Raw genomic sequence first — 22,499 nt, forward strand, 5'->3', positions numbered from 1 at the left:
CCTTTTTTATATTTTAATAATTCACATACTTTTCTTCAAAAGTACCATCGGCATACAGGTCTATCAAACCATAGCCTGGGGCTGTTTCCCGGCGGTTACCCTCCCACCATGCACCGGAAACGGCGCCGTTGCACAGGTAAGTAACATTGTTATAAACCACCTTATCGCGCATGTGCAGGTGACCGCTCAGACATAATTTTACGTTAGGGTACTGGTAAAACAGGTTGATGATTTTAGCAGTATCAGTATGCATGTCGCCGCCAAGCATTGTCCACTTGTTTACAATATCATCCTCTATCATCAGTAAAGCGGTCAATATCGGTATGTGCGACATGACCATTACCGGCATATTGGCATCTGTAGCTTTCAGTTCATCGCTAAGCCAGTTAAGCTGTTCATCGCCCAGCTTGCCTATATACCAGGTATTATCAATATCTAAGTGCACACTGTCCAACACAATGATCTTCCAGCCGTTTTTTTCCGTGCTGTAATAAGGCTTTACAAGCTGCAGTTTATCCAGTGCGTATTTTTTTCCGTAGATGGCCTGACCCTTGTCGTCCTCGTACCACCAGATATCGTGGTTGCCCAAACAATAATGAACGGGCAAACTGCATTCGTTTTTCATGATGTTTTGCACCAGCTTCCATTGATCATTGATGGTACTGATGTTTTCCTTGTTCATATCAAAAACAATGTCGCCGCCATTTAATACCATATCAACCTTTGGCGTTTGTTGCTGCAGGTGGTGAAGGCACCTGGTAAACCTGGCAGGGGCATCAAACTTATCCTTCAGGTGCACATCGGTAATGTGGGCTATTCGCAATGATGGCTTTGCAGCCGGTGTTGTATTGCCAAGTGCTAATGAAGGTGCCAGAAGCAGGCCACCTATATTTTTTAATGCTGATCTTCTTTCCATAATATAAAAGCTGCCTCCCGGGTTCAGGCAATTTTGGGGTTAAAAATACATTTATAATATTGGTAGGTCGCGGGAATTTCTGTTAAACTTTTATTAAGAAAATAATGACCGAAACATCTGTATAAAACAAAAAGCCTTCCGCGTTAGCAGAAGACTTAATAGATTTGTGTAGGGAAGGTTAAAATATTATTTCGAGACGCTTAGCTATTAATTATTGAAGATATGGCCTGCCTGCCATGTACTCATTTACAGCCCCGGCAATGTATTTATTATCGTAACCCGTTTCTTTGTTTTGTAAAACGGATTTATAATAAAGCAGCAGAAAATCGTACACACCCAGTTCGCGAACCTGCTGTCTGGTTTTAAACAAGCGCTTCATACTCATTTGAATAAGGCTGATCACAAGCAGGTTCAAATCCTGCGGTACCGTTCCGGATGAAATAAGCTCGGCGAGCAATAAAGCTGCCGGTCTGTTGTTTAAACTCCGGTACCTGAGCAGGTCGTTGCCTGCAACCGCGGCACCTTCGGCAAAAAGGCCCTCAATCTTGTTGCGGTAATGCCTGTATTTAAAAGTCAGTTGCTTTGAAAGCAGGTTATCATAATTAACGTCCGGATATGATGAGGCTACAAGCAGCTCCATAAGCTCGTTTTTTTGTTCGATCTGAAAATCAAAATCATTCAACAGCCTGTCAATTGATAACAGTCCCCAGAGCCACCTCACCTCTTCAAAGTTTTCGGTCACATCCGCTCTTGATATGAGGCTGGCTATGGCAAGGCTATCGTTAAAAAACAACTGTTCAACAAGCTCAATGGATGCTTCTCCGTAACGTTCCAGTTCGCGCTCGTAGGTATCAAACTGAACCTTCCAGATCTGCTTTGATTTAATTAAGGCCGAAAAGCAATTGTTAATATTTTGAATGACCCTGCCCAATGCAAATACAGAAGCCAGATGGACCCTGAAACGAATATGAGGTTCAGGATCAGCATAACGTACATAAAACCACTGATCAATCAAGTCTTCATGGTAAAGCTTTTTGCTTAGCTGTATCAGCTCATTGCCTATCACATGCTCGGCAGTTTCAATACCGCAATACAGTTTTACATACAACCATTCATCCCCCGGGAAAAACTGACGTTTAGCTGCATTTGTACTAAGCGGCCCCATACCGGTATACTTGCCGGCTATCTTTTCGCCCCGTTTTAAAACAGCCACAAATTGGTTACCGATAAGCTTTTCATCCTTCTTTTTAAGCATGATATTATCGCGTTCGCCAATGTATTCCTTTAAAATAATTTCATTCTTTTTCTTGCATGACGAAAGCCATGCAGCAACCTCAAGCCTGCTGTTAGTATGTACGACCAATTCACTATCAATATCTGTAAAAACAAAAGCCTCAGGCAGATCCCAGTATTTAACAAACTTCGCCCACGCTTCGTTGTAATCAACAGCCAGTTCTTTTAACAGCTGCTGTAAATCAGCATTGGTGATGTACCAGGTTTTTAAGGCTAATATTACACCTTCATAAACTACCCTTGGCGTTTTGGTTACCCCAAGTTTAGGTAATATGTCAAGATTAAACCCAAGCTCGTATTTTGAATCCTGGCATTGCAGATCGGCCAGGAACTGGTACACTGGTAAGGCCGTCATACCGTAATTATATGCTGTATTTAAGCGTGGGATAATCCTTTTGCCTAATTTGGCCGAACGCAGCACAACGTTGTTCCCTTTAACAGATACAAGCAGATCTGTTAAATTAACCTCCTGGTCACCGGCCTTTACCGGCGTTTGAAACTGGTAATCCCGATATGGTGCAGAGGTAAAGCTCCCCAGGTAGTCATCAGGCGTGTGTACAATTTCGGCAACTATAGCCGGCTCATAAATACGGGTTTCTGTTTCGGATATTTCATCAAGGATCTGGCCAAAATTCCGCTCGGCATTAGCCAAACGGCCAAACATGGAGGTACCGGCCGGCCACCCGCAATATTCAAGATACAGCAAGGGCTCATCATGACCCGAAATACGAAACATTACCGAAAAACTTGGCGGCAACTCATCATCGTAAGCTTTAACGTTTTCAAACTGTGACTTTTGCAAATGGATAATTTCCTGCCCGGGATTGTTAACAATTTGCCCGATAAGCCACTTCACGGCACTAGTATATTGCAGATTTTCACCATCAGTTGCAGAGCCGGAGGATTCTGTATAACAGTTTATGGCATAGCCGATACCTTTTTCAGGATCAAGCACTTCTGTTAGCAAAATCTCCCGCTCATGATACCGGTCGCGGAAGCGTTTTATAAACGTTTCCAGGTTTTTACTTTGATGCCTGGGTGTGATCCGGTTAAGCAGATCAATGGCATCGAGCAATTTATCAGCATAAGCTTTATCAAGCGTAGCCGAATCTGCCTGCCTAAAATAATCAACCTGCAGCAATGTCCCCTGTGAGGCATCACCTGGCAAATCTTTCAAAATCATAGCAACCTTATTATTTTTTGTAATTACATTATCGGTGCCCGTCAGTACCTGCTTAACGGTATTCAGTTTTGACAAATAGCTTTGCGCTTGCATACTTTGATGTGCCAACCGGGTAAAAATGCCGATGGCCTGGTCAAGGTATTCCCCGCTGTCAATACACGGTTCAAGCTCACTCCACAAAACCTGGTTTTTAATCAATTGATCCAAAAAAGCAGCGGCACATTCCGGATTTTTGCCAAGTTTTTGCGTTATAAATAAGCCTATCGAATTGTATGTCCTGGCGTTTTCACAAAACCCGATAACCGCCTGCAGATCGTCAGATATCTTTACCGGCGATGCTTTGTATTTACCACGGTTTACAGTTTGACGGTCAATTTTACGGTAGGTCCCGTTTAAGGTATACATTGTTTTATTTACCTTGTAACTTAACAATGTCCGTATGAGGCGATTATTTAAAATCTGACCGTTCAAATTAACCGCTGCGGCAACATTAAGCCTTACATGCTGGTAAGCATTACCAAGCTGTAAATCGGTCGTATTCCCCCAGGTAACAGGAGCGCAACCTGCAAATAACCCTGATGGATTGGTGCCAGTAGCGCTCCTGTTAATAAATTTGGCCAAGGTTATTTCAAGCTTCTCCAGTTTTTTCGCATCTGTAATATCATCTATATGCAAAACCGCTTCATACAAGTTTTTAGAGGTAAGCCAAAGCGCCTGCATAAACAATTCATCTTTTGTGAATGCCCTGATGGTTTCTTTATCAACTGTTTCCACGCAATCAAATGCAGGAAACCTGAACATCAGGCCCGATGAGAATTTATATTGTTCGGATAATTTGGCTGTTTTCATTGTAGTTACCTCTGATGGTTCTTATCATAAAACAGACATACTTAATATGATCTAAGTTCGTCCTTAGAACCCTGTTGAACTTGAAGTTTTTTCTGTTGTAGTACCCGTCATAGTCATATAGAAATCTACAGTGCCACCATTTTTTCCAATGTTATTTGTAAGTGCCCGGTTTAAAATTTGCACTTGTTTAATTTGGATCTTTGGTAAAGATGCTTTGCTATAATTTTTCATACTTTTAAGCTTTTTAAAGGGTGTGAATGATGATTTATCTGTTGTTATAGGATAAATGTGGCTAAGCGGATGCAGGAGAGGAAAAAATTAGTACCAATGCGCCGTTGGGGACGACCAAACCCATTAAAAGCAGGACAAAAAATTTATGACAACGAATGCAGAGCGGCCAAAATCCAGGATAAGGGTATTCTTTCAACACCTGCTTGGATGGCTTATTTATATATTATATGAAGAGGCCGTTGTCTATTTTTCAAAAATTGACATAAGCACTGTTTTTGCTTTTATTGTAAATGCCATTATATTTTATAACACCTGGAAAATTTTAAGGGCCATAAGTAAGAAGATCACTAATGTTTTTTTTCTGGCACCTGTTTTATTTGTAGTATCCACGGCTATCATTGCTATAACGGTATTGTTTAAGCTTGAGGTTGATGCATTGATATACCATACGTCGTTTCAGGTTTCGGCCGATCCTGATAAAATCTCCAGCCTTATTATGCGCACAATATATTTTGGCGGAATGGGGGCTGCATTTGGCTTTGCAAGAGAACTGATACAACGGGAACGCGAAGTGGCTCAACACAGCATAGAAAAGGCTCAGATACTTGAACAACAGCAAAAGCTTGAAAAGAAAGCCCTTCAGGCCGAACTAAATGTAATAAAATCACAGATCAATCCGCACTTTGTATTTAATACACTCGGCTTTTTATATGCTGAAACTTATAAGAAACTCCCGGAAGTAGGACAATCAATCATCACACTTTCAAACATTATGCGGTATGCATTAACCAAAAATGAGGACGGGTTTAGCAGCCTTGAAAGTGAGCTTGCCTATATCAAAGACTTCATAAAAATTCATGAAGACCGCAGCAAAGCTTTTTTTATGAAGATAAGTATCGAAAGCGGTGTTATTCCGTATAAGGTAGTATCATTGGTTTTAATTACCCTCATCGAAAACATGTTTAAGCACGGCATTTTCAATCAAAGCACAAAGGAGGCTGTGTTGAGCATTACCGTTGTAGATGGGAAGCTGCATTTTTATTCGCTTAATTATAAAAACAATAACAGCGTTAACAAAATACAATCGAACGGGATAGGATTAAATTATATTCGCGAAAGATTAACGGACGAATATGGCCGGGACGGATATGAACTACTGGTGGATGAAACGCACAATAGCTATGAATGCAAACTTACCATGCCTTTAAAATATCATGAAAGTAATTAACTGTATTATAGTTGAGGACGAGCCTTATGCCATTGATATTTTAAGCGATTTTATATCAAAAGTGCCTTTCATTAACCTTACCGAAACGTTTACCAATCCTATTGAAGCACTATTATATTTAAAAGGATCAGCCACTGACCTCATTTTTCTTGATATAAACATGCCTGAGCTTTCAGGTATCGACCTTATTAAAATGCTGCCTAAAAGCACGGAGATCATCATAACATCAGCCTTTAGTGAATTTGCGCTGGCGGGATTTGAAAACAATGTGCTCGATTACCTGCTTAAGCCCTTCGCTTTCGACAGGTTTTTACAGGCTTCACAAAAAGCCCTTGATAAGCTAATACTGCTTTCATCTAATAAGCCAGCGCCGGTAATTGACCTGCAGCCAAAGCCCGACTCATTTTACCTGAAAACCGATCACGGTAAAATTGTGCGCATCAACTTTGAGGATATCATTTATATAGAAGGACTTAAAAATTACTGTTCGGTTTTTACAGAAAATGAACGGCATATCTCGTTGGTGAGCATGAAAACCTTGGTTGATACCCTACCCCAGGAAAATTTTGCGCGGACCCATAAATCGTACATTATTGCTTTAAAACGCATTAAAGCTATTGATGGCAACATGGTGATCTTTGATAAGATTAAAGAAAAGATCCCCATAGGGGTTACTTACCGCGACAGCTTTTTCGCACTGCTCAATAATAAGATGTTCAAGTAAGCTATACTTTCCCTTTACGGGCTTTTTCCGATTTAAGGAACTTTAAGAGCATCCCGTACAGGATGCACTCATGCAGGCGCTGCCGGCTGCTAAAATAGCGGTTAACTGCCATGTGGATCACGCTGCTCAAAAACTTCGCATTCCAATCAATAGTGTAGTTTTGCAGCAGTAATTCTACCTGCATTCTTTTTTGCCGAAGCAGGTCATCATATGCTAAAAGCAGGTTATTAAGGCTGCCATGATATTTTCTATATAATTGATCAATCTGTATTTTAACCGCCTTATCATCAAACTCGGCAAAAAAATAAGCCTGCTGCCTTTCAACAAATTGCAGTTGGTCGTTTAGGTCATTGCTCATCAGGTTTAGGTAATCTTTGATCAGCCAAAAAATCAGGAGCCAGTCTTCCGTATCATAGCGGTTGCTTTCAAGCAGCCTGAATACGCTGCAGCAAAACGAAGTTTCAATGCAAAAAAGGCCCTCGGCTTGTTCAATTTGTTGCCCGTAACGTTCCAGTTCGCGCACGTAGGTATCAAGCTGTACGACATGAAGCTGCCCGCTTGTCAAAAATGGCGACAACACCTCGCGCACAGCCAGGTAAACATCCTGAAAATCACCTTCATCAAGCAAATTAATCCTAACCCGAATGTGATTATCCGGGTCATGGTACCGGATAAAAAACCATTGTTTTATTTTAACAGTACCTGAATAATTTAACAGTTCATCCAATTTTAACAGCACCTCGTTGGCGATGTTACTGCTGAGGTATAGCTTGATAAACAACCACTCGCTGCCGGGAAAAAAATTACGCTGAAGTGTATTTTCGATATATTGAAAATATGGAGGCTTTAAAGGCCTGTCGAAATGGAAGGGTGCAACAAACTGGTGCATGTAAGGATCGCCATCCACATCTCGTACAATAGCCTCATGCTGAAGGTGAATACATTCAGATAAAATCAAAACCGGGTCCTGCCTTGCTATTTCCTTTGCAAGTACCTGTATACTAATCTCATTTTCAGTATCAATCAGTAATTCATTATCGCCCTTTATTATATAAAATTTATCGGGCAGTAACCACTCATTCCTAAAGCTGTTAAACAAATCGCCGAATTTATCCATGAATTTTTCAGCCTTGCAAAGTTCACCCAAGATAGCGGGCGTAAACTTCCAGGTGGCACGGTGCAGGATAACGCCAAAGCTGGTTTCAACGCGTGGAAAAAATACAAAATCTGTAGAGAGTGCCCCCCAGTTAAAACTTAAGCTGCCATTGCCCCGCTGATGCTGGATATCGCACAAAAAGGTGTAAATGGGGTGCTGCGACCTGTTATAATTATAAGCACTGCTTAAGCGCGGAACTACTTCCCACTGATGTTTTTTTGAAAACAATTTAAAAACGCCCTGCTCAAGCTTTATGTAGATATCGTCAAGCCTCAAAACTGAACTTCCCTTGGCATCATCAATATAAGCCAGTTCATGGGGCCAGAAAGGCGGGTGCATCATGACGTTTAAGATCCGTTCTTCGGGCATATGGATCACTTCGGCAAACATGGCATCCGGGCAGTTGGCGATCTCCTTTGCCGCTATCTCTAAACCTGTTTTATAAATTTCGGCATCCCCAACTGCAAACCGTGCTATCATGTTTAAAGCGCCGGGCCCGGTAACTCTCTCCAGGTATACCATATCGTTTTCAAAAAGCTGAAAAACCGCCGACATGGAAAATGGCAAATGATCCGGGCTGCGTTCCCTGGCAAAATTATCAGGTATAATAACTTTATACTGTTTTTCAATTTTGGCGCGGTTTAACAGGTTGAGCATTTTAAAATCTATTTCTGTATAATCCACCCACGAAGGGCCCCCTTCACTTCCGGTGTACAGCCCTTCTGTAAAAAGGGTTTCATGCTCATACCATTGTCCGTATTCGATTCCTGTATCGGTGTCAAATGCCTCCAGCAGCGGTACGCTCTGCTCCTCATACCTTTTCCTGAACCTGCCTTTAAACTGCTCAATCCTTTTATTGGGAGCCACGGCACTCACATTATTAAGCAATACAATCGCCTTAGTTATTTTCCATTGCAATGATTGGTCAAGCTCCCGGCTTTCCATCTCGTTAAACCTGGTTACATGTACCTGGTCTTTAAGTTCCCTGCCGGTTATGTGATTAGTAATTTGTTCAATAGCAGTATATAACGAAAACCAGTTTGAGCTTTCAACATCTCCATTATTAATTTTATTAAGCAAATCGACCAATTCATTAATGGTATCCCTTAATCCCGGATCATCAGTCTTTTGCAAAAAGACTGGAAAATCATACCCTATTGCCGGCTCAAATGCCGGTTTTAGCAGTTGCCCTTCAATAAGGTCATTAATAAACACAATGAAATCATCAGGCTCAAAATCCGGGAATTTTTCGAGCAGTTGCTGTTTACTCCATATTTTATCACCAACAACGGTAATTATGTCATCAAGCACCTCATTGCAGGCAATGGCGCTCACCTGGTAAACCCTTTGGTTATCAATAATTTGATAAGTAATAAATCGTAAATCGTCCCCCACTTTATAAAGGGTATTATTTAGCTTATATCCTGCAGATATTTGATTGGCATTTTCAATTTGTTTGGCAAGCGAGAAACTCACCACAGCGTCGGGCACTACATGTCTCCTGAACTTTGCCGTAAGTTTTACTTTATTTGCAGCCCCCCAGTAAACCGATGAACAACCCGCAAACAGCCCAAACGGCGTAGCCCGGTTTGCCATACGGGCCATATATTTATAAAAACTTGATAGTAATTGAGCTTCTTTAGCTTTCGTTTGCTGCCCGTTTGCAAAAAAAGCATCCAGTTCATTATAAAGCGATTTACTTGCCAGGTAAATACTTTCTTTGATTAACCTGTTATTCCATAATGTAAGCAAGCTTTTTTTATCAAGCTTTTGCCTGTACGACAAAGCAGCCGAGCGTAAAATTAAACCGTTAATAAAATTAACTTTCATCTGGATGTACAGGCAAGGTTCAGTATGTAAACAGCTAATTTAAGTAAAAGCTATTTTTATTGGCAGGTTTGTTATGGGTGCTGTCTATTTCTTTGTTTATAATATGGTTACTATAAAACTAAATTGATTAATCATTTCAACAAGAATGATTAATCAATTTAGTTAATATCGCCCTGCTTCATGCCTTTGTATTTAACGCAAAAATTGATATATTAACGAGGCGATCAAAATAATTGCCATGCAAGTACATTATCCAAAATAAGGCAGCAAAAACTTACAAAATATCATCCTTCGGTAATTAAGAACATTTGATTCCTGGGCCTTCACTTATAGCCGAGGTTCAGGTTATCAATTCGCAAGCAATCCGCATGATACGGCATGATAACCACAAGCGACGACGTTCGCGATAGCATATGGACCGACTGAAACTACATTAATTACTCCAACAGCAACGCATCCTCATCATCGGTAAGGTTAAGCTGAATAGTATCACTCCCCGCAATCCCTTCAATACTGCCGCGGATGTGAGCGGCACTTAGCAGCACTTTATCCAATTGCTTTTCGCGGGCTTTCCAGAGTTTTTCCATGGCATCGCGTTCGCGCTGAATGGATTGGCGCATGCTCATATATCCTTCGCGAATAGCCTTCCATTGCTCCGAAAACTCGCTGCTGGTAAGGTAATCATACAACAGGTGCATTTTATCACCTTTATTATCCTGTGATTTGGCCAGGTTTGATAATTTCATCACCCCATCCCTTAAAATGTAGGATACTGCCTTCACCTCATCAAAACTACAAATCCAAACCCCGTCACGCTCGCCAAAACAATCCATGCCTTTTGGGTAGCATTGGGTTACAATAACGGCTACATCAACCCCCATGCTGCGCATATCTTTTTTAAGCTTCTCGATCCAATCTGCCGAAAAAGCATTGGTACGCTTGCTTTCATAAATAATGCGGCCGCATTCCTGGCCAAACTGGTTACGCACAGTTTGTACGCAGTCGGCACCACGTACGCCCTTCCCTACTTCGCTTATGATATCGAACGGGAAATAATTGCGTAATAACTCTTCCAGTATCAGCTCCTGGGCTTCGCCCTGCAGCTGCATAGAACCCTGCTCGGCTTTGCGCTTCATTTCATCGGCCAGTTTCTTCTGGTCGTCAAGCTGTTTTTCAAGCTCCTTTACCTTTAGCTGGTATTCGGTATCTTTAATGCTGTGACGCTCAGCTTCCTGCTTGCGGATCTGATCGGTAAGTTCGTTCCGCTGCTCCTGCAGCTTGCGCTGTACGGCAAGCTCCATTTCCTCTTCCTTTTGATGCAGTTGTTTCTCGCGCTGCAAAAATTCCAGCTCTTTCTGGCGTGATATTTTTAGTTTTTCCTCAGTTTCAGCTGCTGAATTTTTGAGCAGTACAAGCTGGTTCTCAAAATCCTGGCTTATGGTTTTACGCAGGTTGTCTTCAAGCGTTTGCTGCAATTGCTTTTTTTCGTTGTTAAGCCTTTGTTCAAAGGCTGCCTGCTGCTGGCGCTCCTTATTTAAAAACTCCTCATCCTTTTTGCGGTATTCTTCTTCTTTTTGACGGGTATAATCCATCATTTTAACCCTGAGCTCTTTTTTATACTCCTCGGCCATTACCTCCTCTATCGGAAAACCGAAACCACAACTTGGGCACTTAACTTCTGTAGCCATATTATTTATATAAAAGCTGAGAGCTGAATGCACAAAGCTTTAAGCTAATAACTTGATTATTGATATTATTCAATTACTTAATAAGAGGAAAATATTTCCTATAAATCAAAGATAGGGATTTTACTGTTTAGCACATGATATGGTAACCCATAAGGGGTATTAACATTATTGTAACAAAATGAAACTACAATGATAACAATCTGTTGTAAATGCCGTTTAAAATACCGAAGTTTATAACATGCAGATACTGAGAATTGGAAAGGTAATGTGGAGTCACGATTATGACCTGGCCACATTAGGGTTGGCAAATGACGGAGGAGCATTATTTGCATTTACCCCGCCACCACACCATTATAACGGTGAAATTATACTTACCCCTAAAAGCCTTGTACTTGACGGCGATAGTTATGAACATATCCCGCTTGATAGCCTTGAGCAGTTATATTTAGGTTTTGACGAGCTTTACAAACGTTCGATGGTACGGAACAATGGTTTATTCTGGCAGCCGTTAAGATTACGCTACAGGCTAAAAGAAGAGCTTATCACCTTATATCTTATTGTTGATCATACTCTTTTTGGAGCTAAAAATCAATTGTGGTTTAATACCCTAAAACAACTGCTTTCCCGCAAGGCCTAAGCAGATCTTCTTTTCTCCCTCTTTTTACCGGCGCTTCTTTCAAAGCTAAGCAGTTGCTCAGCAAATTACCAATTCAGGTTGTAAAAATACCGTGTAACGGGTATTTTATAAAAAGAAACATAGTGACATATTTGCAGCGCATTATTTGCGCTAAATACCATTATCACTTTTTTATGAAAAAACTTGGTTTCCTGAGGCTATTCTCCTGCCTGCCCCTCATCGCAATCATCATTCCTGACATAACCGAAACGCTTATCAATCCGGAGTTTAAAGTACCCTTTACACATGTTGTAGCAAGCGCGGCCCTTATTTCAATAATTAGCATTTGCTCCTTAATAATCCGCTATCAAAAAAAACAAGGATTAAAAATGCAGTATCTGCATTCCTAAGCATAGATCTTCCACTGCCTGTATCATAAAACAAGAAAACGGCGCGGGTTATCCGCGCCGTTCCTGTTAATATATTTTTGCAATTATTTGGCTTTGCCAAACTCACCATTTGCTTTAATAGCAACTTCGTCGCTTACCATAGCGTTGCCAAATTTTGACCCGAAGTTAAAATCAGAACGTTTGATGGTGCCGGTTAACTGGAAACCTGCATCATCAGCTTTGCTCATTGGGTTTTGGATAGTACCACGGTACCATAAATCAAATGAAGCCGGTTTGGTTACACCGTGTAAAGTTAAGTTACCGGTAAGTTTGTAGTGCTTATCAGATGTTTTGGTGATACCGGTGCTGGTAAAAGTAATAGTTGGGTAAGTAGCAACATCAAAAAAATCAGGGCTTGTGATGTGTTTATCGCGCTGATCATTATCTGTAGTTACTGAGGCTGTTTGTATGCTGATCTGAAATTTAGCGTCGCTGAAATCAGGTTTAGCGGCAGTGATGGTTGCATCATAGTTTTTAAAAATACCATCAACATCAGATACCATTAAGTGGGTTACTGTAAATTTAACGTTTGAGTGAGCTTTGTCTACAGTCCAGGTAGTTTGTGCTGATGCTGCCGTGTAGGTGAATGCTGCTGCTAACAGGATAAAAATCTTTTTCATTGTTTTAATTTCTTTTTTTTGTTTTTGATTTATGGCTCAAAAGTATGTAAATGATCCGGACTTCAAATAAAATAAATGTTTAAACATGTTTTTATTGAAATCGGATGACAATATACTACCATTTTAGTAGAACTTACAAGAAAAACAAACTATTTCCGGGGAGATTTATACTTGGGTTTTTAAGGTTTTTTGTTTGTTACGGAGCATGCTCAATGCCTTATCGGCCCTTACTTTACGGGAGCCTCCTGTTTAGCCGAACCTACCCAATCACAATAACCTTGTTTGTATGATTTGGACAGGCTTGCAAAAAATACATGGGCTTCAGCATCGTTGCCAAGCAGGGCCTGCAGTTCGGCAGGTATACCTTCAATATGTTCGCCGGGTTTAAGCACGGTTTTTCATCTGGGTTTACTTGCCGATAAAGATAATATTAATTGGCATAAACACCGGGCTGAAAAACCATAATTACGGCAAGTAAAACTATTAAAAGAAATGAGATAGCTAAGAGCGTGTCGATAAGCAGCCTTTGGTTTTTTGATTCCATATTACTTTACTTAAACAGTAAAAGCTGCAGGTTAGCTTACGGTTGAGTTATTGTGAAAACGGCAGCAGGCCGTAATTATTATAGTATTTTTGCACCAAAAGCCTATGTAACGCAAATTTTATAAAACCTAAGGCAAATAAAATTGTTACCTAACAATAATTGAGATTTTACTAAAATAAAGTAATTATGTGAGATAGCCCGGCCTAATAACCGGGCTATCTTTTTTTTAAAGGCTTTATAACCAATTACCCCTCTTTTTATATTCCTTTAACGCCGGTGAAACGGTTGCTCAAAAAACTCATCCACTTTTTTATTAAACTCATCGGTATGTTCGACCAATGTGCCATGACCCGAATTGGGCAGGATCCATAAATAAGCGTTCGGAATATTCTCGGCTATCTGAACGGTGTGTGTTGTTACGATAAGGTCATGGTCGCCGGCAATAATAAGCGACGGGCATTTAATAGTTTTCAATGCCGATAGTTTAATATTGGGTTCTTTATAATCAAGCAGAAACACCTTCCTGTCGTTCTTTTCTTTGGCAGTGATAAAATGATAATCCTTTTTGCTGGCATATTCCTTTTCCATATCCTTCCATAAGGAAGGGATCAGCGCTGTAGAATCGGGCCAGAGGTTGGCACCGGTCGAGGCCAGTTTTATTACTTTGTTGGGATGGCGCATAGCCATCACCAGCGCGTTAATGCCACCGTCACTCCATCCTATCACATAAGCCGAATCGATATGCATTAAATCGAGCAAAGCAGCAAAATCATCGGCCATCATTTCAAAAGTAAGTGAATCGCGCGGATCGGTGGACTTGCCATGTGCACGGCTGTCAACAGCTATTACTTTGTACTTCTTTGCAAAATAGGGTATATTTTTTTTAAAGGCATTGATGCTGCTACTGTTGCCATGTATCATCAGCAGGGGTTTGCCTTTACCATAAACTTCGGCATAAAGTTTTATCCCCCTAACATCATAATACTTACCGGCAGCGGCATTATCGCCATAAACAATACCTTTTTGCTGGCTGCAGGCCAAAAATGCCTGACATACCAATACAATTAACAACAACTTTTTTAACATCATGATCACACCTGTTTAAGTCATTAAATATACATACATAATGCAAAGTTTAAACTTCTGTTACGGACCCAGGCTATTATTTTTTAGATAGTGCTGTAAATCAAACATGTATTATATTTGCGCACTTTAACAAATGCGCTTTTTAAACCATACGGTTAAAACAATATCATACCTATAATTATTTGTTATAGAATGAATGTTTATAAACCTGTATACATATATGTTCATGCCTGCTTCCTTTCCTAAAAAATATAAAATATTTATTTCGCTTTTTTCTTTGCTATGCGTGCTTTTCGCCGCCAGGTGTTTCGGGCAACAGTCTGCAACAGCAAGCCCCAATCGTTTCAAATTTAAAACAGTTATTATCGATGCCGGGCACGGAGGAAAAGACCCAGGATCGCACGGGGCTTATTCAAAGGAAAAAAACGTTTCATTAAGTATCGCCAAAAAGTTAAGGGATGCCATAAATGATGAAATGAGCGGCATTAAAGTAGTAATGACCCGCAGTACCGATGTTTTTATTGAGTTGCACAAACGTACCGATATCGCTAACGACAATCACGGCAACCTGTTCATTTCCATTCATTGTAATTCATCCCCCCAGCGAAAAGGATCATCGAGAGGAACATTGTTGCTTGTATACGGCTTTCACCGCAGCCAGGAGCAGCGTGAAGCCTTGCGCGAAAATGCTTCGATATTTATAGAGAAGGATTACAAAGAAAAATATAATGGCTATGGCGATGACGCTGCGGTAAATACTATTGTACTTAACGCGTTTCAGCAAAAATACCGCAAGCAAAGCATCCAGTTTGGCGATTTGGTTGATAGCCAGTTCCGCAAAACCAATGGAAGGCATAGTTTGGGTGTAAAGGAGCAGGGTGTTTTGGTATTAGCACAAAGCGGTATGCCCGCCGTATTGGTTGAAACCGGGTTTATCAATAATCCATCTGATGAAGCATACCTGAACTCGGCCAGCGGACAAAACGAAATTGTACGATCAATTCTAACAGCGCTAAAGCAATACCGTAATAATTTGGAGGGTAACTAAAAATAAATGAAGGCAGGAGGCAACATTTATATCCCTGCTGCCCTTATTTTATTTTACCCTATGGATGATAAAGCCGTTATGAACAGTTTCCATACCTACTTTAGGGTAATATTCCATAGCGGTTGTGGCCGAAAGCAGTAAAAGCATAGTTTCATCGCCAATGGCTTCCTTAGTTAGTTCAATCAGCTTTTTGCCTATCCCTTCTTTTTGATAAGCTTTAGTAACTGCCAGGTCTGAAAGATAGCAGCTGTAACAAAAATCGGTCAGCGCTCGAGATATGCCTACCAGTTTATCACCATCCCAGGCGCTTACCACAAGGTTTGAGTTTTGGTACATCCTGGCAATCCGCTGCTCGTCATTCGTTGGGCGTTTCAGCCCGGCTGTATCATAAAGTTCTATCACTTGCCGGGCGGATGGTATTGTACCGGTTTTATAAGTTATTTCCATATTGTTATTGAGTTGTTTACAAGCTTTTAATCAAATGTAAACAGCATCCGCATTATCCCAATAAGCCAGGATTAAGAAAGCAGGTAGTCCAGCAAATATGAAAACGGGAAGCGGGCAGTAAGTTTTACAGCGTATCATTCAGACCGCTTTACCTAAGTGTTAGTTAATTACCATTTTTTAAAAATAACAAATACCGCCAGCACAATTAGCCCGAAGCCTACCAAATGGTTCCAGCCCAGTTTTTCATTTTTGAAAAGCAGGGTTGTGAATATCATAAACACCGTAAGTGTAATGGCTTCCTGAATGGTTTTTAATTCAACCAGGGTAAAGGGGCCGCCGTTTTCCTTAAAGCCTCCTTCGTTAGCAGGTACCTGGAACAGGTATTCAAAAAACGCCAATCCCCAGCTTATAAGTATAATGGCTATTAAGCTTAGGTTTTTGCCCCAATCATACTCCTTAAACTTAAGGTGCCCATACCACGCAAATGTCATAAAGGTGTTGGATATAAACAGAAATGTAACAGTACGCAAGCCTTTCATCAATACAATTTTTTGTGCAAATATCAATAAATTGAGATTGATAACACCAGGGGCTGTAAATTGTTATGCTATTATTTATAACAATTTAAAATTTAAAAACCAGTTCGGCACCAAGCGAAAGCGAGTTCCAGTTTTGTTTTCCCGAAACATCACCCAAAGTTAGTTTCTGGGAAAAGAAATTGTATTTTGATTCGATGCTGATCCCTAATTTAGGAGTTATCGGAAATATTACCCCTACCTTAGGAGCATAATATAATGAATGCGACCATTTATCATAAACAAATGGATCTACGCCATCAATTTCATACCCCACAGCAAAATCAGTAAAATATACCCCTAAGTTCACGCCGCCATATACCCTGAAGTTATCGGCTATATCAATATTATAAGCAGCACCGCCATACGCGGCAATTACGGGCATATCCGCATAATACGTATTTGCAGTTGAGCCGGTACCTTCAACTTCTTCTGAAATTAAATATTCATCGGGCTTAAAATTCATGTACCCTACGCTCAGATTTGCTGTAAAAGGGCCTAAGAACCTGTAAACGCTGGCATTAAAATTAATGGCAGGTTTAAAGGTATAATTAAAGTTACCTTGCGGAATATCGACACCTGTACCTGCGGCTATGCCCCAGCCATCGCTAAAATTAACAGCGCCGCTGCCTCCCCCACCATATGTTAATGCCCGGCTTGAATGATGCTGGGCCATAGCAGCATTAAAACAACAAAACAGTATAACTATTAAAAATATCTTAAAACAGACAGCTGATTTTTTCATGAGGAGTAAGTGCGCCTTACGGGTAGAAGTTAGATAATGGTGTTTAGGGTTCATTTACCCGTAAAAATAAAAAAAAAAGTTAACCCCGAACAGTAAATTAATTTCATAACATGTAAAGCCACAAAAAAGCCCGGCCTAAATAAACCGGGCAACAGGGCTTTAAGGGTACTAAACAATATATTTGGTTTATAATGATTAATGTTAAAAACTACGGGTAACCGGCCGAGGCCCGTAATTTATTATTGCAACTGCGAACCAGGCCTGTCGCCAAGTTTCCGGATATAGGCTATGCCCAATGTACAAGCAATTATAAAAAGAAATAAAAAGCATTCAATGTATATATGAAACGGCGAAATATCTTGAAAACGGCCAACTATAAAAGTAGAAATATCAGGCAGTAATAAGCCGAACAATGGAAAGCCGGCAAACATTCTTAAAATTGCTAATTTTTCCATAATATTTTAAGGTATCAGTTAATACGTCTAATTTAACACTTTAGAAAGCAATAAAAAAAATAATATTTATTAAAAAGCAATAAATATTTTCGATATGGTTAATTTAAGCTTTTATAGATTTAAACGGCATCAGAGTTTATAATATTCCTCAATTGAGCGGCCTATTTCCTGCAGCGGGATCAGATGATCTCCAAAACGATGCTCAATAATTTCCCAGTAACCTTTTGTTAACCGGGTTATGATGTAAAAAGCCGAGTAGTTTAATACACTGAAGGTAGTTTCATTAACAACCGAAGGTATAATTTTATAAGTCCGCTTATTAACTCTTAGTTCAAAAGGCTCCATGGGCATCCGTTTACACAAAAATATTGTGCAGTATACGGATATACAAGCTCCACGCACCCCGTATTTTAACCCATTTTACACTACGTATTTTCACCCTAAAAAAGGGTTAAAAAGGCATTGCTTTTACCAATTCAAGTACATTTTGTTTTATTGCAGGATCGTTTTCAATGATCTGAACAAGCTCATCATCGTCTGATACAGAAACAATTACAAAATTTTTATCCTGGTTCCAGAAACTACCGCTTATAACAACTTTGCCATTGCTTTTAAGGTCAGCGTAATAACCATTTCTATCAACTAAACATTGTTCGTTATCCGCAAGGCTGCCAATCTCTTCAAAAAAAAGCATCACGTGATGCGGGTCTTTATAGGCTGATGCATGTACCATAAGTTGACTATTTTATTTAATACTTAATTATTAAACTGATTAAGCTAAACAAGTAACCTCTGTTAATATATTACCCGGAGCATTAAAATAAAACCCATAGCCACCACGCAAAGGCGCAGGAGCTTGCGTTACAGCTACTCCCCCTTTTACCAGCCGGTCATAAACTTCGGCAACCTGTTCATGGCTGTCAACCAAAAAACCGATATGAAAAGCATCGGGGTAACTGTTATTGCCATTCCGGTTAAAGGTATCAGCCATAAGCACCAGGATAAAACCATCCTTGCCTTCCATTACGGCCAGCATATTATTACCTTTTACACCGGTACATTTAAAGTTAAAATATTGCTCAAAAAATTCGGAGCAGGCGGCAACATCGGTCACCGGCAAATTAACATGATTAAGTTTAATAGTTGTTGCTGACATATTATTAGGGCTTTAATGCTTTTAAAACCAACCCCAGTGCTTGTTCCATCAGTTTATCATCCAATTTAAAACTACTGTTCACATAGCTGTTGCCCTGGTTATGAAATTTGATGAGCTGATAAAGCGGCGCATATGCTACTGCCCAATAAACCTCAAAAGGCAGTGGCATCAATTGCTGCTTTTCTTCTGCATTACGCATAAATGCGCCCAGTACCTGCCCAAAATTAACGGTAAGCATAGCGGTTACTTTTTCATAAAAATGTGTATAGCGCATAATTTCAATAAACTCCATATCTAACGGACATTGCATGAAATACTCGAGACGGTTGCGCCATTGTACCCTCAGCCCATCTGCAAAATCCATATCAGGCGAAAAATTTTGAAGACTAAAAGTCATCATCTTTTCGGCTACACCAACGCAAATACTGCTTATTAATTCTTCTTTATCCTTATAATAGATATAGATGGTAGCTGGTGACACTCCTGCCGACCGCGCAAGCTTATTCACCCCAAAACCGTCAAGACCTTCAGCCACTATCAATTCTATCGCCTTCTGGCGTATTTGGTATTCTTTATGTCCGTCACGTGGCCTCATTTCAACACAAAGATAAGTGAGCGTTCGCTTATTTAAAAATTTATTTTTATTCCTTTCGGATATAGGCTAAAAACTTGTATCATCCTAAAAAAATCTAAAAAAAACACGAACGTTAAAACAATAACCGGGAATGCAATGTTCTATCATCACTTAATTAATAATTACTAAAAAATGAAGAGGCATTTTATAAAGATGCCTTCAAAATAGTTACCCGGCTGGTTTTGAAGGTTTCAATTAAATGAATGCAATTTTATTTAAATTACAAATAAATAATACGTACCTTAGCATTGTCATACTAAATGTTAATAATTATGGAAAAATTAATAATATTAAGAATGTTCTTTTGCTTCCCGCTTGTTGGTCTGTTGGTTCCGGATGCAGGTATTTTGTTGTCAAACTTCCCTGGGAAGGTTCCGGTAATTCACATTGTAATTGAGGTAGCATTATTGGTGTGCATTGCGCTTTGTACAGCCGCAATAGCATATGGAAAAAAACGGAATCAGGACAGAACGAACGAAGCTTCTTTTTCCTGATCCATTGATTAAAAAATAAAGGAATATTCCTGTCCGGTTGTAATTAAACTCTTTAAAATTGGGGCTTTTACGCCCCAATTTTACCCCCAATGCCCACTGCCCCCCCCGCTCCTTTCTTATTAGTTTTAGATATTTAATGATGGTATAAGTTTTGCCATAGTCAATAACAGTTTTTTATTGATATTTGATAAACCGCTGCCGTGTTCATGAAAAAAATTCTATTTCTGCTTTTTTTGCCGCTATGTTCACTTGCCCAAACAGCAAGTAAGTATATTCAGGAGGGAAACTCAAAAGCCAATGTAGGGAATTACAAAGATGCCATACAAGATTTTACACGTGCTATAGAATTAAACAACAAAAACGCGGACGTTTTTTATTACAGGGCCAATGCATATGGCAACCTCAAAGACTATAAAGCAGCTATTAATGATTATGCTCAGGCCATTGCCCTGAAAGCCGATTTGACCAACGCCTACCTGTATAAAGCCAATGCAGAGGCTGCCATGCAAGACTATCAGGCGGCCATTATTGATTTTGACCGTGCGATAGCGCTGGGACCAAAAACTCCAGACATGTTCCACTACAGAGGCAATGCTAAAAGTAACATGAGCGATTATACCGGCGCTATTGCCGATTTTACCACGGCACTTCAATTTACACCAAACAACGCCGATCTTTACAAGTACCGGGGCCTGGCCAAAAACAATAATAACGATTTTACCGGGGCCATTGCTGATTATAATATGGCTGTTAAACTAAGCCCTAACAGCGCCGAAATCTATCAATACATGGCAGGCAGCAAGGCCAGCATAAACGATTATAATGGCGCTATTGCTGATTATACCAAAACATTATCGCTTAATCCCGATAACGCTGAAGCATATTTTTATCGGGCAAATACCAGGGCAAAACTAAATGATTTTAAAGGCGCGGTTGATGATTATAAAAAAGCGGCCGCTATCAACCCCAACCTTAAAAACCTTTTGCTTTACATGGCCAATGCCCAAAGCAGCCTGGGCGATTCAAATGGCGCTCTTGATTATTTCAACAAGGCAATTGCTCAATTTCCCCGGAATGCAAATCTGTACCTTTATCGTGGAATTATTAAAAGCGACAAAAAAGATAATAATGCCGCGTTGGAAGATTTTAACAAAGCCATTGCCCTTGACCACAAAAACGGCGATGCATACCAAAGTCGTTCATTTTCAAAGCTGGCATTAGGCAATTACGAAGGCGCCAGAGCTGATGCCGATTCGGCAATTAAAATAAACCCCAACAGCATAAGTGCTTACGTAACCTTGAGCAAAGCTAAAATGGCCATGAAAGATACCGCGGGAGTGATTGCCGATTTAACAAAAGCAATCAGCCTGAACGGTAAAAGTGATGAAGCTTACCTGTCGCGCGGCGATGCTTATCGCGATTTGGGGGTTCCCTTAGCTGCTATTAACGACTATACCAAGGCCATTGCTATAAACCCGGTTTATACTTACGCCTTTTTAAACCGGGCCATTGAAAAAAGCAAACTGGGCGATTATGCCGCGGCTGTAAATGACCTCGAAAAACTGATCAGTATTGCCCCACAACAACAAAATGGTTATTCACGATTGGGTAAAATCAATAATTTTTATAAATACACTAACAATGGCGTACAAATATTTAACAAGGCTATAGCACTTAACCCTGCAAATGCTGATTTTTACCTTTATCGGGGTGAAGCAAAAGCCGCCACCGGCGATGCCAAAGGGGCCATGGCCGATTATAATACCGGTGTACTAAAAGCCCCTAAAAATATAACGCTATTGTTGAAGCGGGGCCTGGCCAAAGCAGACGCTGAAGACAACAACGGCGCCATAGCCGATTTGAACAACGCACTAAAAATTGACTCATTATCAGATTCAACGGCTTTAGTATGGCAAGCGCGGGGTTTTGTAAAAGCCAAACTTAAAAACTATAAAGGCGCCCTCGCTGATCTCGACCGTGCCGTGTCAATTTACTCAAACGACGAAACCTTTTTAATCAGGGGCGATACTAAAATGGCTATGAAGGATTATGCCGGCGCTGCCGATGATTATCATAATGCCATTTATATGAACGATACCAATGTAAAAGCTTACTCACATAGCGGTATTGCTAAAAGTAATCTCGGGGATGCCCAGGGAGTGAAAGAAGATTTTGCAGCCGTGGTTAAACTTGCCCCTAACAATCCTGATCTATATATTGACAGGGCTGCCGCCAAAATAAATTTAAAAGATCTGAACGGAGCAATTTTAGACTGTAATACCGCTATAAGCCTTGACGCGAAAAATGGCCGGGCCTATTTACAAAGGGGGCTTGCAAAAATAGCCCTTGATGATAGAACGGGCGGCTGCGCCGATATGAATAAAGCTTTAAGTATGGGCGTAAAAGAAGCATCTGATTTTATTATAAAATATTGCAAATAACAATAACTTTTCATTTACAATACTCGTATAATAAGTAACTATTAACTGATCTATAAATAACAATCAAGCCCCGAAAGGGGCTTTTACATTT

General features: G+C 40.2%; 22 protein-coding genes. 6 read left to right on the forward strand and 16 right to left on the reverse strand.

Annotation, left to right across the window (positions count from 1 at the left end; translation table 11 throughout):
- Positions 1-13: 13 nt before the first annotated feature.
- The 3 genes from ABID99_RS16545 to ABID99_RS16555 form a co-directional block, all read right to left on the reverse strand.
- Positions 14-916: a metallophosphoesterase gene (locus tag ABID99_RS16545; protein WP_373614401.1), complete on the reverse strand. Its 903-nt coding sequence runs from the start codon at positions 914-916 to the stop codon at positions 14-16.
- A gap of 211 nt (positions 917-1,127) precedes the next feature.
- Complete coding sequence (locus tag ABID99_RS16550; RefSeq protein WP_373614402.1) at positions 1,128-4,241, reverse strand: lantibiotic dehydratase; 3,114 nt, start codon at positions 4,239-4,241, stop codon at positions 1,128-1,130.
- Positions 4,242-4,304: 63 nt separating this feature from the next.
- Complete coding sequence (locus ABID99_RS16555) at positions 4,305-4,472, reverse strand: hypothetical protein (RefSeq protein WP_373614403.1); 168 nt, start codon at positions 4,470-4,472, stop codon at positions 4,305-4,307.
- 145 nt (positions 4,473-4,617) lie between these two features.
- Here ABID99_RS16555 and ABID99_RS16560 point away from each other — a divergent pair, with 145 nt between their 5' ends.
- A complete protein-coding gene (locus ABID99_RS16560) occupies positions 4,618-5,700 on the forward strand; it encodes a sensor histidine kinase (protein WP_090523823.1) in 1,083 nt (360 codons plus the stop codon).
- A complete protein-coding gene (locus tag ABID99_RS16565) occupies positions 5,687-6,424 on the forward strand; it encodes a LytTR family DNA-binding domain-containing protein (RefSeq protein ID WP_090523820.1) in 738 nt (245 codons plus the stop codon). Before ABID99_RS16560 ends, ABID99_RS16565 begins: the two co-directional genes overlap by 14 nt.
- Before the next feature lies 1 nt (position 6,425).
- On the opposite strand, the gene ABID99_RS16570 is transcribed toward ABID99_RS16565, so the two are convergent.
- Both ABID99_RS16570 and ABID99_RS16575 read right to left on the reverse strand, forming a co-directional pair.
- Entirely contained in the window at positions 6,426-9,410 is a 2,985-nt protein-coding gene (locus ABID99_RS16570; RefSeq protein WP_373614404.1) for a lantibiotic dehydratase, read from the reverse strand.
- Between the two features lie 437 nt (positions 9,411-9,847).
- On the reverse strand, positions 9,848-11,098 hold the full coding sequence (locus ABID99_RS16575) for a DUF2130 domain-containing protein (protein ID WP_175489883.1): 1,251 nt from the start codon (positions 11,096-11,098) through the stop codon (positions 9,848-9,850).
- Between the two features lie 238 nt (positions 11,099-11,336).
- Between ABID99_RS16575 and ABID99_RS16580 the strand changes: the two genes are divergently transcribed.
- Positions 11,337-11,735: a hypothetical protein gene (locus ABID99_RS16580; RefSeq protein ID WP_129568859.1), complete on the forward strand. Its 399-nt coding sequence runs from the start codon at positions 11,337-11,339 to the stop codon at positions 11,733-11,735.
- A gap of 472 nt (positions 11,736-12,207) precedes the next feature.
- Here the strand turns inward: ABID99_RS16580 and ABID99_RS16585 are convergent, their stop codons facing one another.
- The 3 genes from ABID99_RS16585 to ABID99_RS16595 form a co-directional block, all read right to left on the reverse strand.
- Positions 12,208-12,783, reverse strand: coding sequence for a YceI family protein (locus ABID99_RS16585; RefSeq protein WP_090523809.1), 576 nt, complete (start codon positions 12,781-12,783; stop codon positions 12,208-12,210).
- A 227-nt stretch (positions 12,784-13,010) separates the two neighbouring features.
- A complete protein-coding gene (locus ABID99_RS16590) occupies positions 13,011-13,175 on the reverse strand; it encodes a YdeI/OmpD-associated family protein (protein ID WP_176623366.1) in 165 nt (54 codons plus the stop codon).
- Positions 13,176-13,594: 419 nt separating this feature from the next.
- Positions 13,595-14,416: an alpha/beta fold hydrolase gene (locus ABID99_RS16595; protein WP_217633090.1), complete on the reverse strand. Its 822-nt coding sequence runs from the start codon at positions 14,414-14,416 to the stop codon at positions 13,595-13,597.
- Positions 14,417-14,639: 223 nt separating this feature from the next.
- Here ABID99_RS16595 and ABID99_RS16600 point away from each other — a divergent pair, with 223 nt between their 5' ends.
- Entirely contained in the window at positions 14,640-15,461 is an 822-nt protein-coding gene (locus tag ABID99_RS16600) for an N-acetylmuramoyl-L-alanine amidase (protein ID WP_373614405.1), read from the forward strand.
- A 48-nt stretch (positions 15,462-15,509) separates the two neighbouring features.
- Here ABID99_RS16600 and ABID99_RS16605 read toward each other — a convergent pair whose 3' ends face one another.
- The 8 genes from ABID99_RS16605 to ABID99_RS16640 form a co-directional block, all read right to left on the reverse strand.
- Positions 15,510-15,908 (reverse strand): GNAT family N-acetyltransferase, encoded by a 399-nt coding sequence (locus ABID99_RS16605; RefSeq protein WP_176623364.1) that lies wholly within the window; start codon positions 15,906-15,908, stop codon positions 15,510-15,512.
- A gap of 167 nt (positions 15,909-16,075) precedes the next feature.
- Positions 16,076-16,447, reverse strand: coding sequence for a DMT family protein (locus ABID99_RS16610; RefSeq protein WP_090523799.1), 372 nt, complete (start codon positions 16,445-16,447; stop codon positions 16,076-16,078).
- An 85-nt stretch (positions 16,448-16,532) separates the two neighbouring features.
- On the reverse strand, positions 16,533-17,282 hold the full coding sequence (locus tag ABID99_RS16615) for an outer membrane beta-barrel protein (protein WP_373614406.1): 750 nt from the start codon (positions 17,280-17,282) through the stop codon (positions 16,533-16,535).
- A gap of 185 nt (positions 17,283-17,467) precedes the next feature.
- On the reverse strand, positions 17,468-17,683 hold the full coding sequence (locus ABID99_RS16620; protein WP_090523794.1) for a hypothetical protein: 216 nt from the start codon (positions 17,681-17,683) through the stop codon (positions 17,468-17,470).
- A 129-nt stretch (positions 17,684-17,812) separates the two neighbouring features.
- The gene (locus ABID99_RS16625; protein ID WP_373614407.1) at positions 17,813-18,028 is read right to left on the reverse strand and encodes a hypothetical protein; all 216 of its coding nucleotides are present in this window, start codon (positions 18,026-18,028) and stop codon (positions 17,813-17,815) included.
- Positions 18,029-18,134: 106 nt separating this feature from the next.
- On the reverse strand, positions 18,135-18,416 hold the full coding sequence (locus ABID99_RS16630; protein WP_090523789.1) for a YciI family protein: 282 nt from the start codon (positions 18,414-18,416) through the stop codon (positions 18,135-18,137).
- Between the two features lie 39 nt (positions 18,417-18,455).
- Positions 18,456-18,839 (reverse strand): VOC family protein, encoded by a 384-nt coding sequence (locus tag ABID99_RS16635; protein WP_229701616.1) that lies wholly within the window; start codon positions 18,837-18,839, stop codon positions 18,456-18,458.
- Between the two features lie 4 nt (positions 18,840-18,843).
- Positions 18,844-19,434 carry a TetR/AcrR family transcriptional regulator gene (locus ABID99_RS16640; protein WP_373614408.1) on the reverse strand — a complete coding sequence of 197 codons (591 nt, stop codon included), beginning with the start codon at positions 19,432-19,434 and terminating at the stop codon, positions 18,844-18,846.
- A gap of 311 nt (positions 19,435-19,745) precedes the next feature.
- Here ABID99_RS16640 and ABID99_RS16645 point away from each other — a divergent pair, with 311 nt between their 5' ends.
- Positions 19,746-19,967: a hypothetical protein gene (locus tag ABID99_RS16645; RefSeq protein ID WP_139159906.1), complete on the forward strand. Its 222-nt coding sequence runs from the start codon at positions 19,746-19,748 to the stop codon at positions 19,965-19,967.
- A gap of 206 nt (positions 19,968-20,173) precedes the next feature.
- Positions 20,174-22,408 (forward strand): tetratricopeptide repeat protein, encoded by a 2,235-nt coding sequence (locus ABID99_RS16650; RefSeq protein WP_373614409.1) that lies wholly within the window; start codon positions 20,174-20,176, stop codon positions 22,406-22,408.
- Positions 22,409-22,499 lie beyond the last annotated feature (91 nt).

The sequence above is a fragment of the Mucilaginibacter sp. OAE612 genome, from assembly GCF_041806395.1.
In the GTDB taxonomy this organism is placed as follows: domain Bacteria; phylum Bacteroidota; class Bacteroidia; order Sphingobacteriales; family Sphingobacteriaceae; genus Mucilaginibacter; species Mucilaginibacter rubeus.

What these genes read in the sequence shown, in the direction of transcription:
- ABID99_RS16565 (WP_090523820.1), top strand. Translation starts at nt 5,687, where the DNA reads ATGAAAGTAATTAACTGTATTATAGTTGAGGACGAGCCTTATGCCATT.
- ABID99_RS16645 (WP_139159906.1), top strand. Translation starts at nt 19,746, where the DNA reads ATGGAAAAATTAATAATATTAAGAATGTTCTTTTGCTTCCCGCTTGTT.
- ABID99_RS16630 (WP_090523789.1), bottom strand. Translation starts at nt 18,416, where the DNA reads ATGGTACATGCATCAGCCTATAAAGACCCGCATCACGTGATGCTTTTT.
- ABID99_RS16625 (WP_373614407.1), bottom strand. Translation starts at nt 18,028, where the DNA reads ATGGAGCCTTTTGAACTAAGAGTTAATAAGCGGACTTATAAAATTATA.
- ABID99_RS16585 (WP_090523809.1), bottom strand. Translation starts at nt 12,783, where the DNA reads ATGAAAAAGATTTTTATCCTGTTAGCAGCAGCATTCACCTACACGGCA.
- ABID99_RS16640 (WP_373614408.1), bottom strand. Translation starts at nt 19,434, where the DNA reads ATGAGGCCACGTGACGGACATAAAGAATACCAAATACGCCAGAAGGCG.
- ABID99_RS16560 (WP_090523823.1), top strand. Translation starts at nt 4,618, where the DNA reads ATGACAACGAATGCAGAGCGGCCAAAATCCAGGATAAGGGTATTCTTT.
- ABID99_RS16580 (WP_129568859.1), top strand. Translation starts at nt 11,337, where the DNA reads ATGCAGATACTGAGAATTGGAAAGGTAATGTGGAGTCACGATTATGAC.
- ABID99_RS16615 (WP_373614406.1), bottom strand. Translation starts at nt 17,282, where the DNA reads ATGAACCCTAAACACCATTATCTAACTTCTACCCGTAAGGCGCACTTA.
- ABID99_RS16595 (WP_217633090.1), bottom strand. Translation starts at nt 14,416, where the DNA reads ATGATGTTAAAAAAGTTGTTGTTAATTGTATTGGTATGTCAGGCATTT.
- ABID99_RS16605 (WP_176623364.1), bottom strand. Translation starts at nt 15,908, where the DNA reads ATGGAAATAACTTATAAAACCGGTACAATACCATCCGCCCGGCAAGTG.
- ABID99_RS16610 (WP_090523799.1), bottom strand. Translation starts at nt 16,447, where the DNA reads ATGAAAGGCTTGCGTACTGTTACATTTCTGTTTATATCCAACACCTTT.
- ABID99_RS16600 (WP_373614405.1), top strand. Translation starts at nt 14,640, where the DNA reads ATGCCTGCTTCCTTTCCTAAAAAATATAAAATATTTATTTCGCTTTTT.
- ABID99_RS16650 (WP_373614409.1), top strand. Translation starts at nt 20,174, where the DNA reads ATGAAAAAAATTCTATTTCTGCTTTTTTTGCCGCTATGTTCACTTGCC.
- ABID99_RS16555 (WP_373614403.1), bottom strand. Translation starts at nt 4,472, where the DNA reads ATGAAAAATTATAGCAAAGCATCTTTACCAAAGATCCAAATTAAACAA.
- ABID99_RS16570 (WP_373614404.1), bottom strand. Translation starts at nt 9,410, where the DNA reads ATGAAAGTTAATTTTATTAACGGTTTAATTTTACGCTCGGCTGCTTTG.
- ABID99_RS16545 (WP_373614401.1), bottom strand. Translation starts at nt 916, where the DNA reads ATGGAAAGAAGATCAGCATTAAAAAATATAGGTGGCCTGCTTCTGGCA.
- ABID99_RS16635 (WP_229701616.1), bottom strand. Translation starts at nt 18,839, where the DNA reads ATGTCAGCAACAACTATTAAACTTAATCATGTTAATTTGCCGGTGACC.
- ABID99_RS16550 (WP_373614402.1), bottom strand. Translation starts at nt 4,241, where the DNA reads ATGAAAACAGCCAAATTATCCGAACAATATAAATTCTCATCGGGCCTG.
- ABID99_RS16620 (WP_090523794.1), bottom strand. Translation starts at nt 17,683, where the DNA reads ATGGAAAAATTAGCAATTTTAAGAATGTTTGCCGGCTTTCCATTGTTC.
- ABID99_RS16575 (WP_175489883.1), bottom strand. Translation starts at nt 11,098, where the DNA reads ATGGCTACAGAAGTTAAGTGCCCAAGTTGTGGTTTCGGTTTTCCGATA.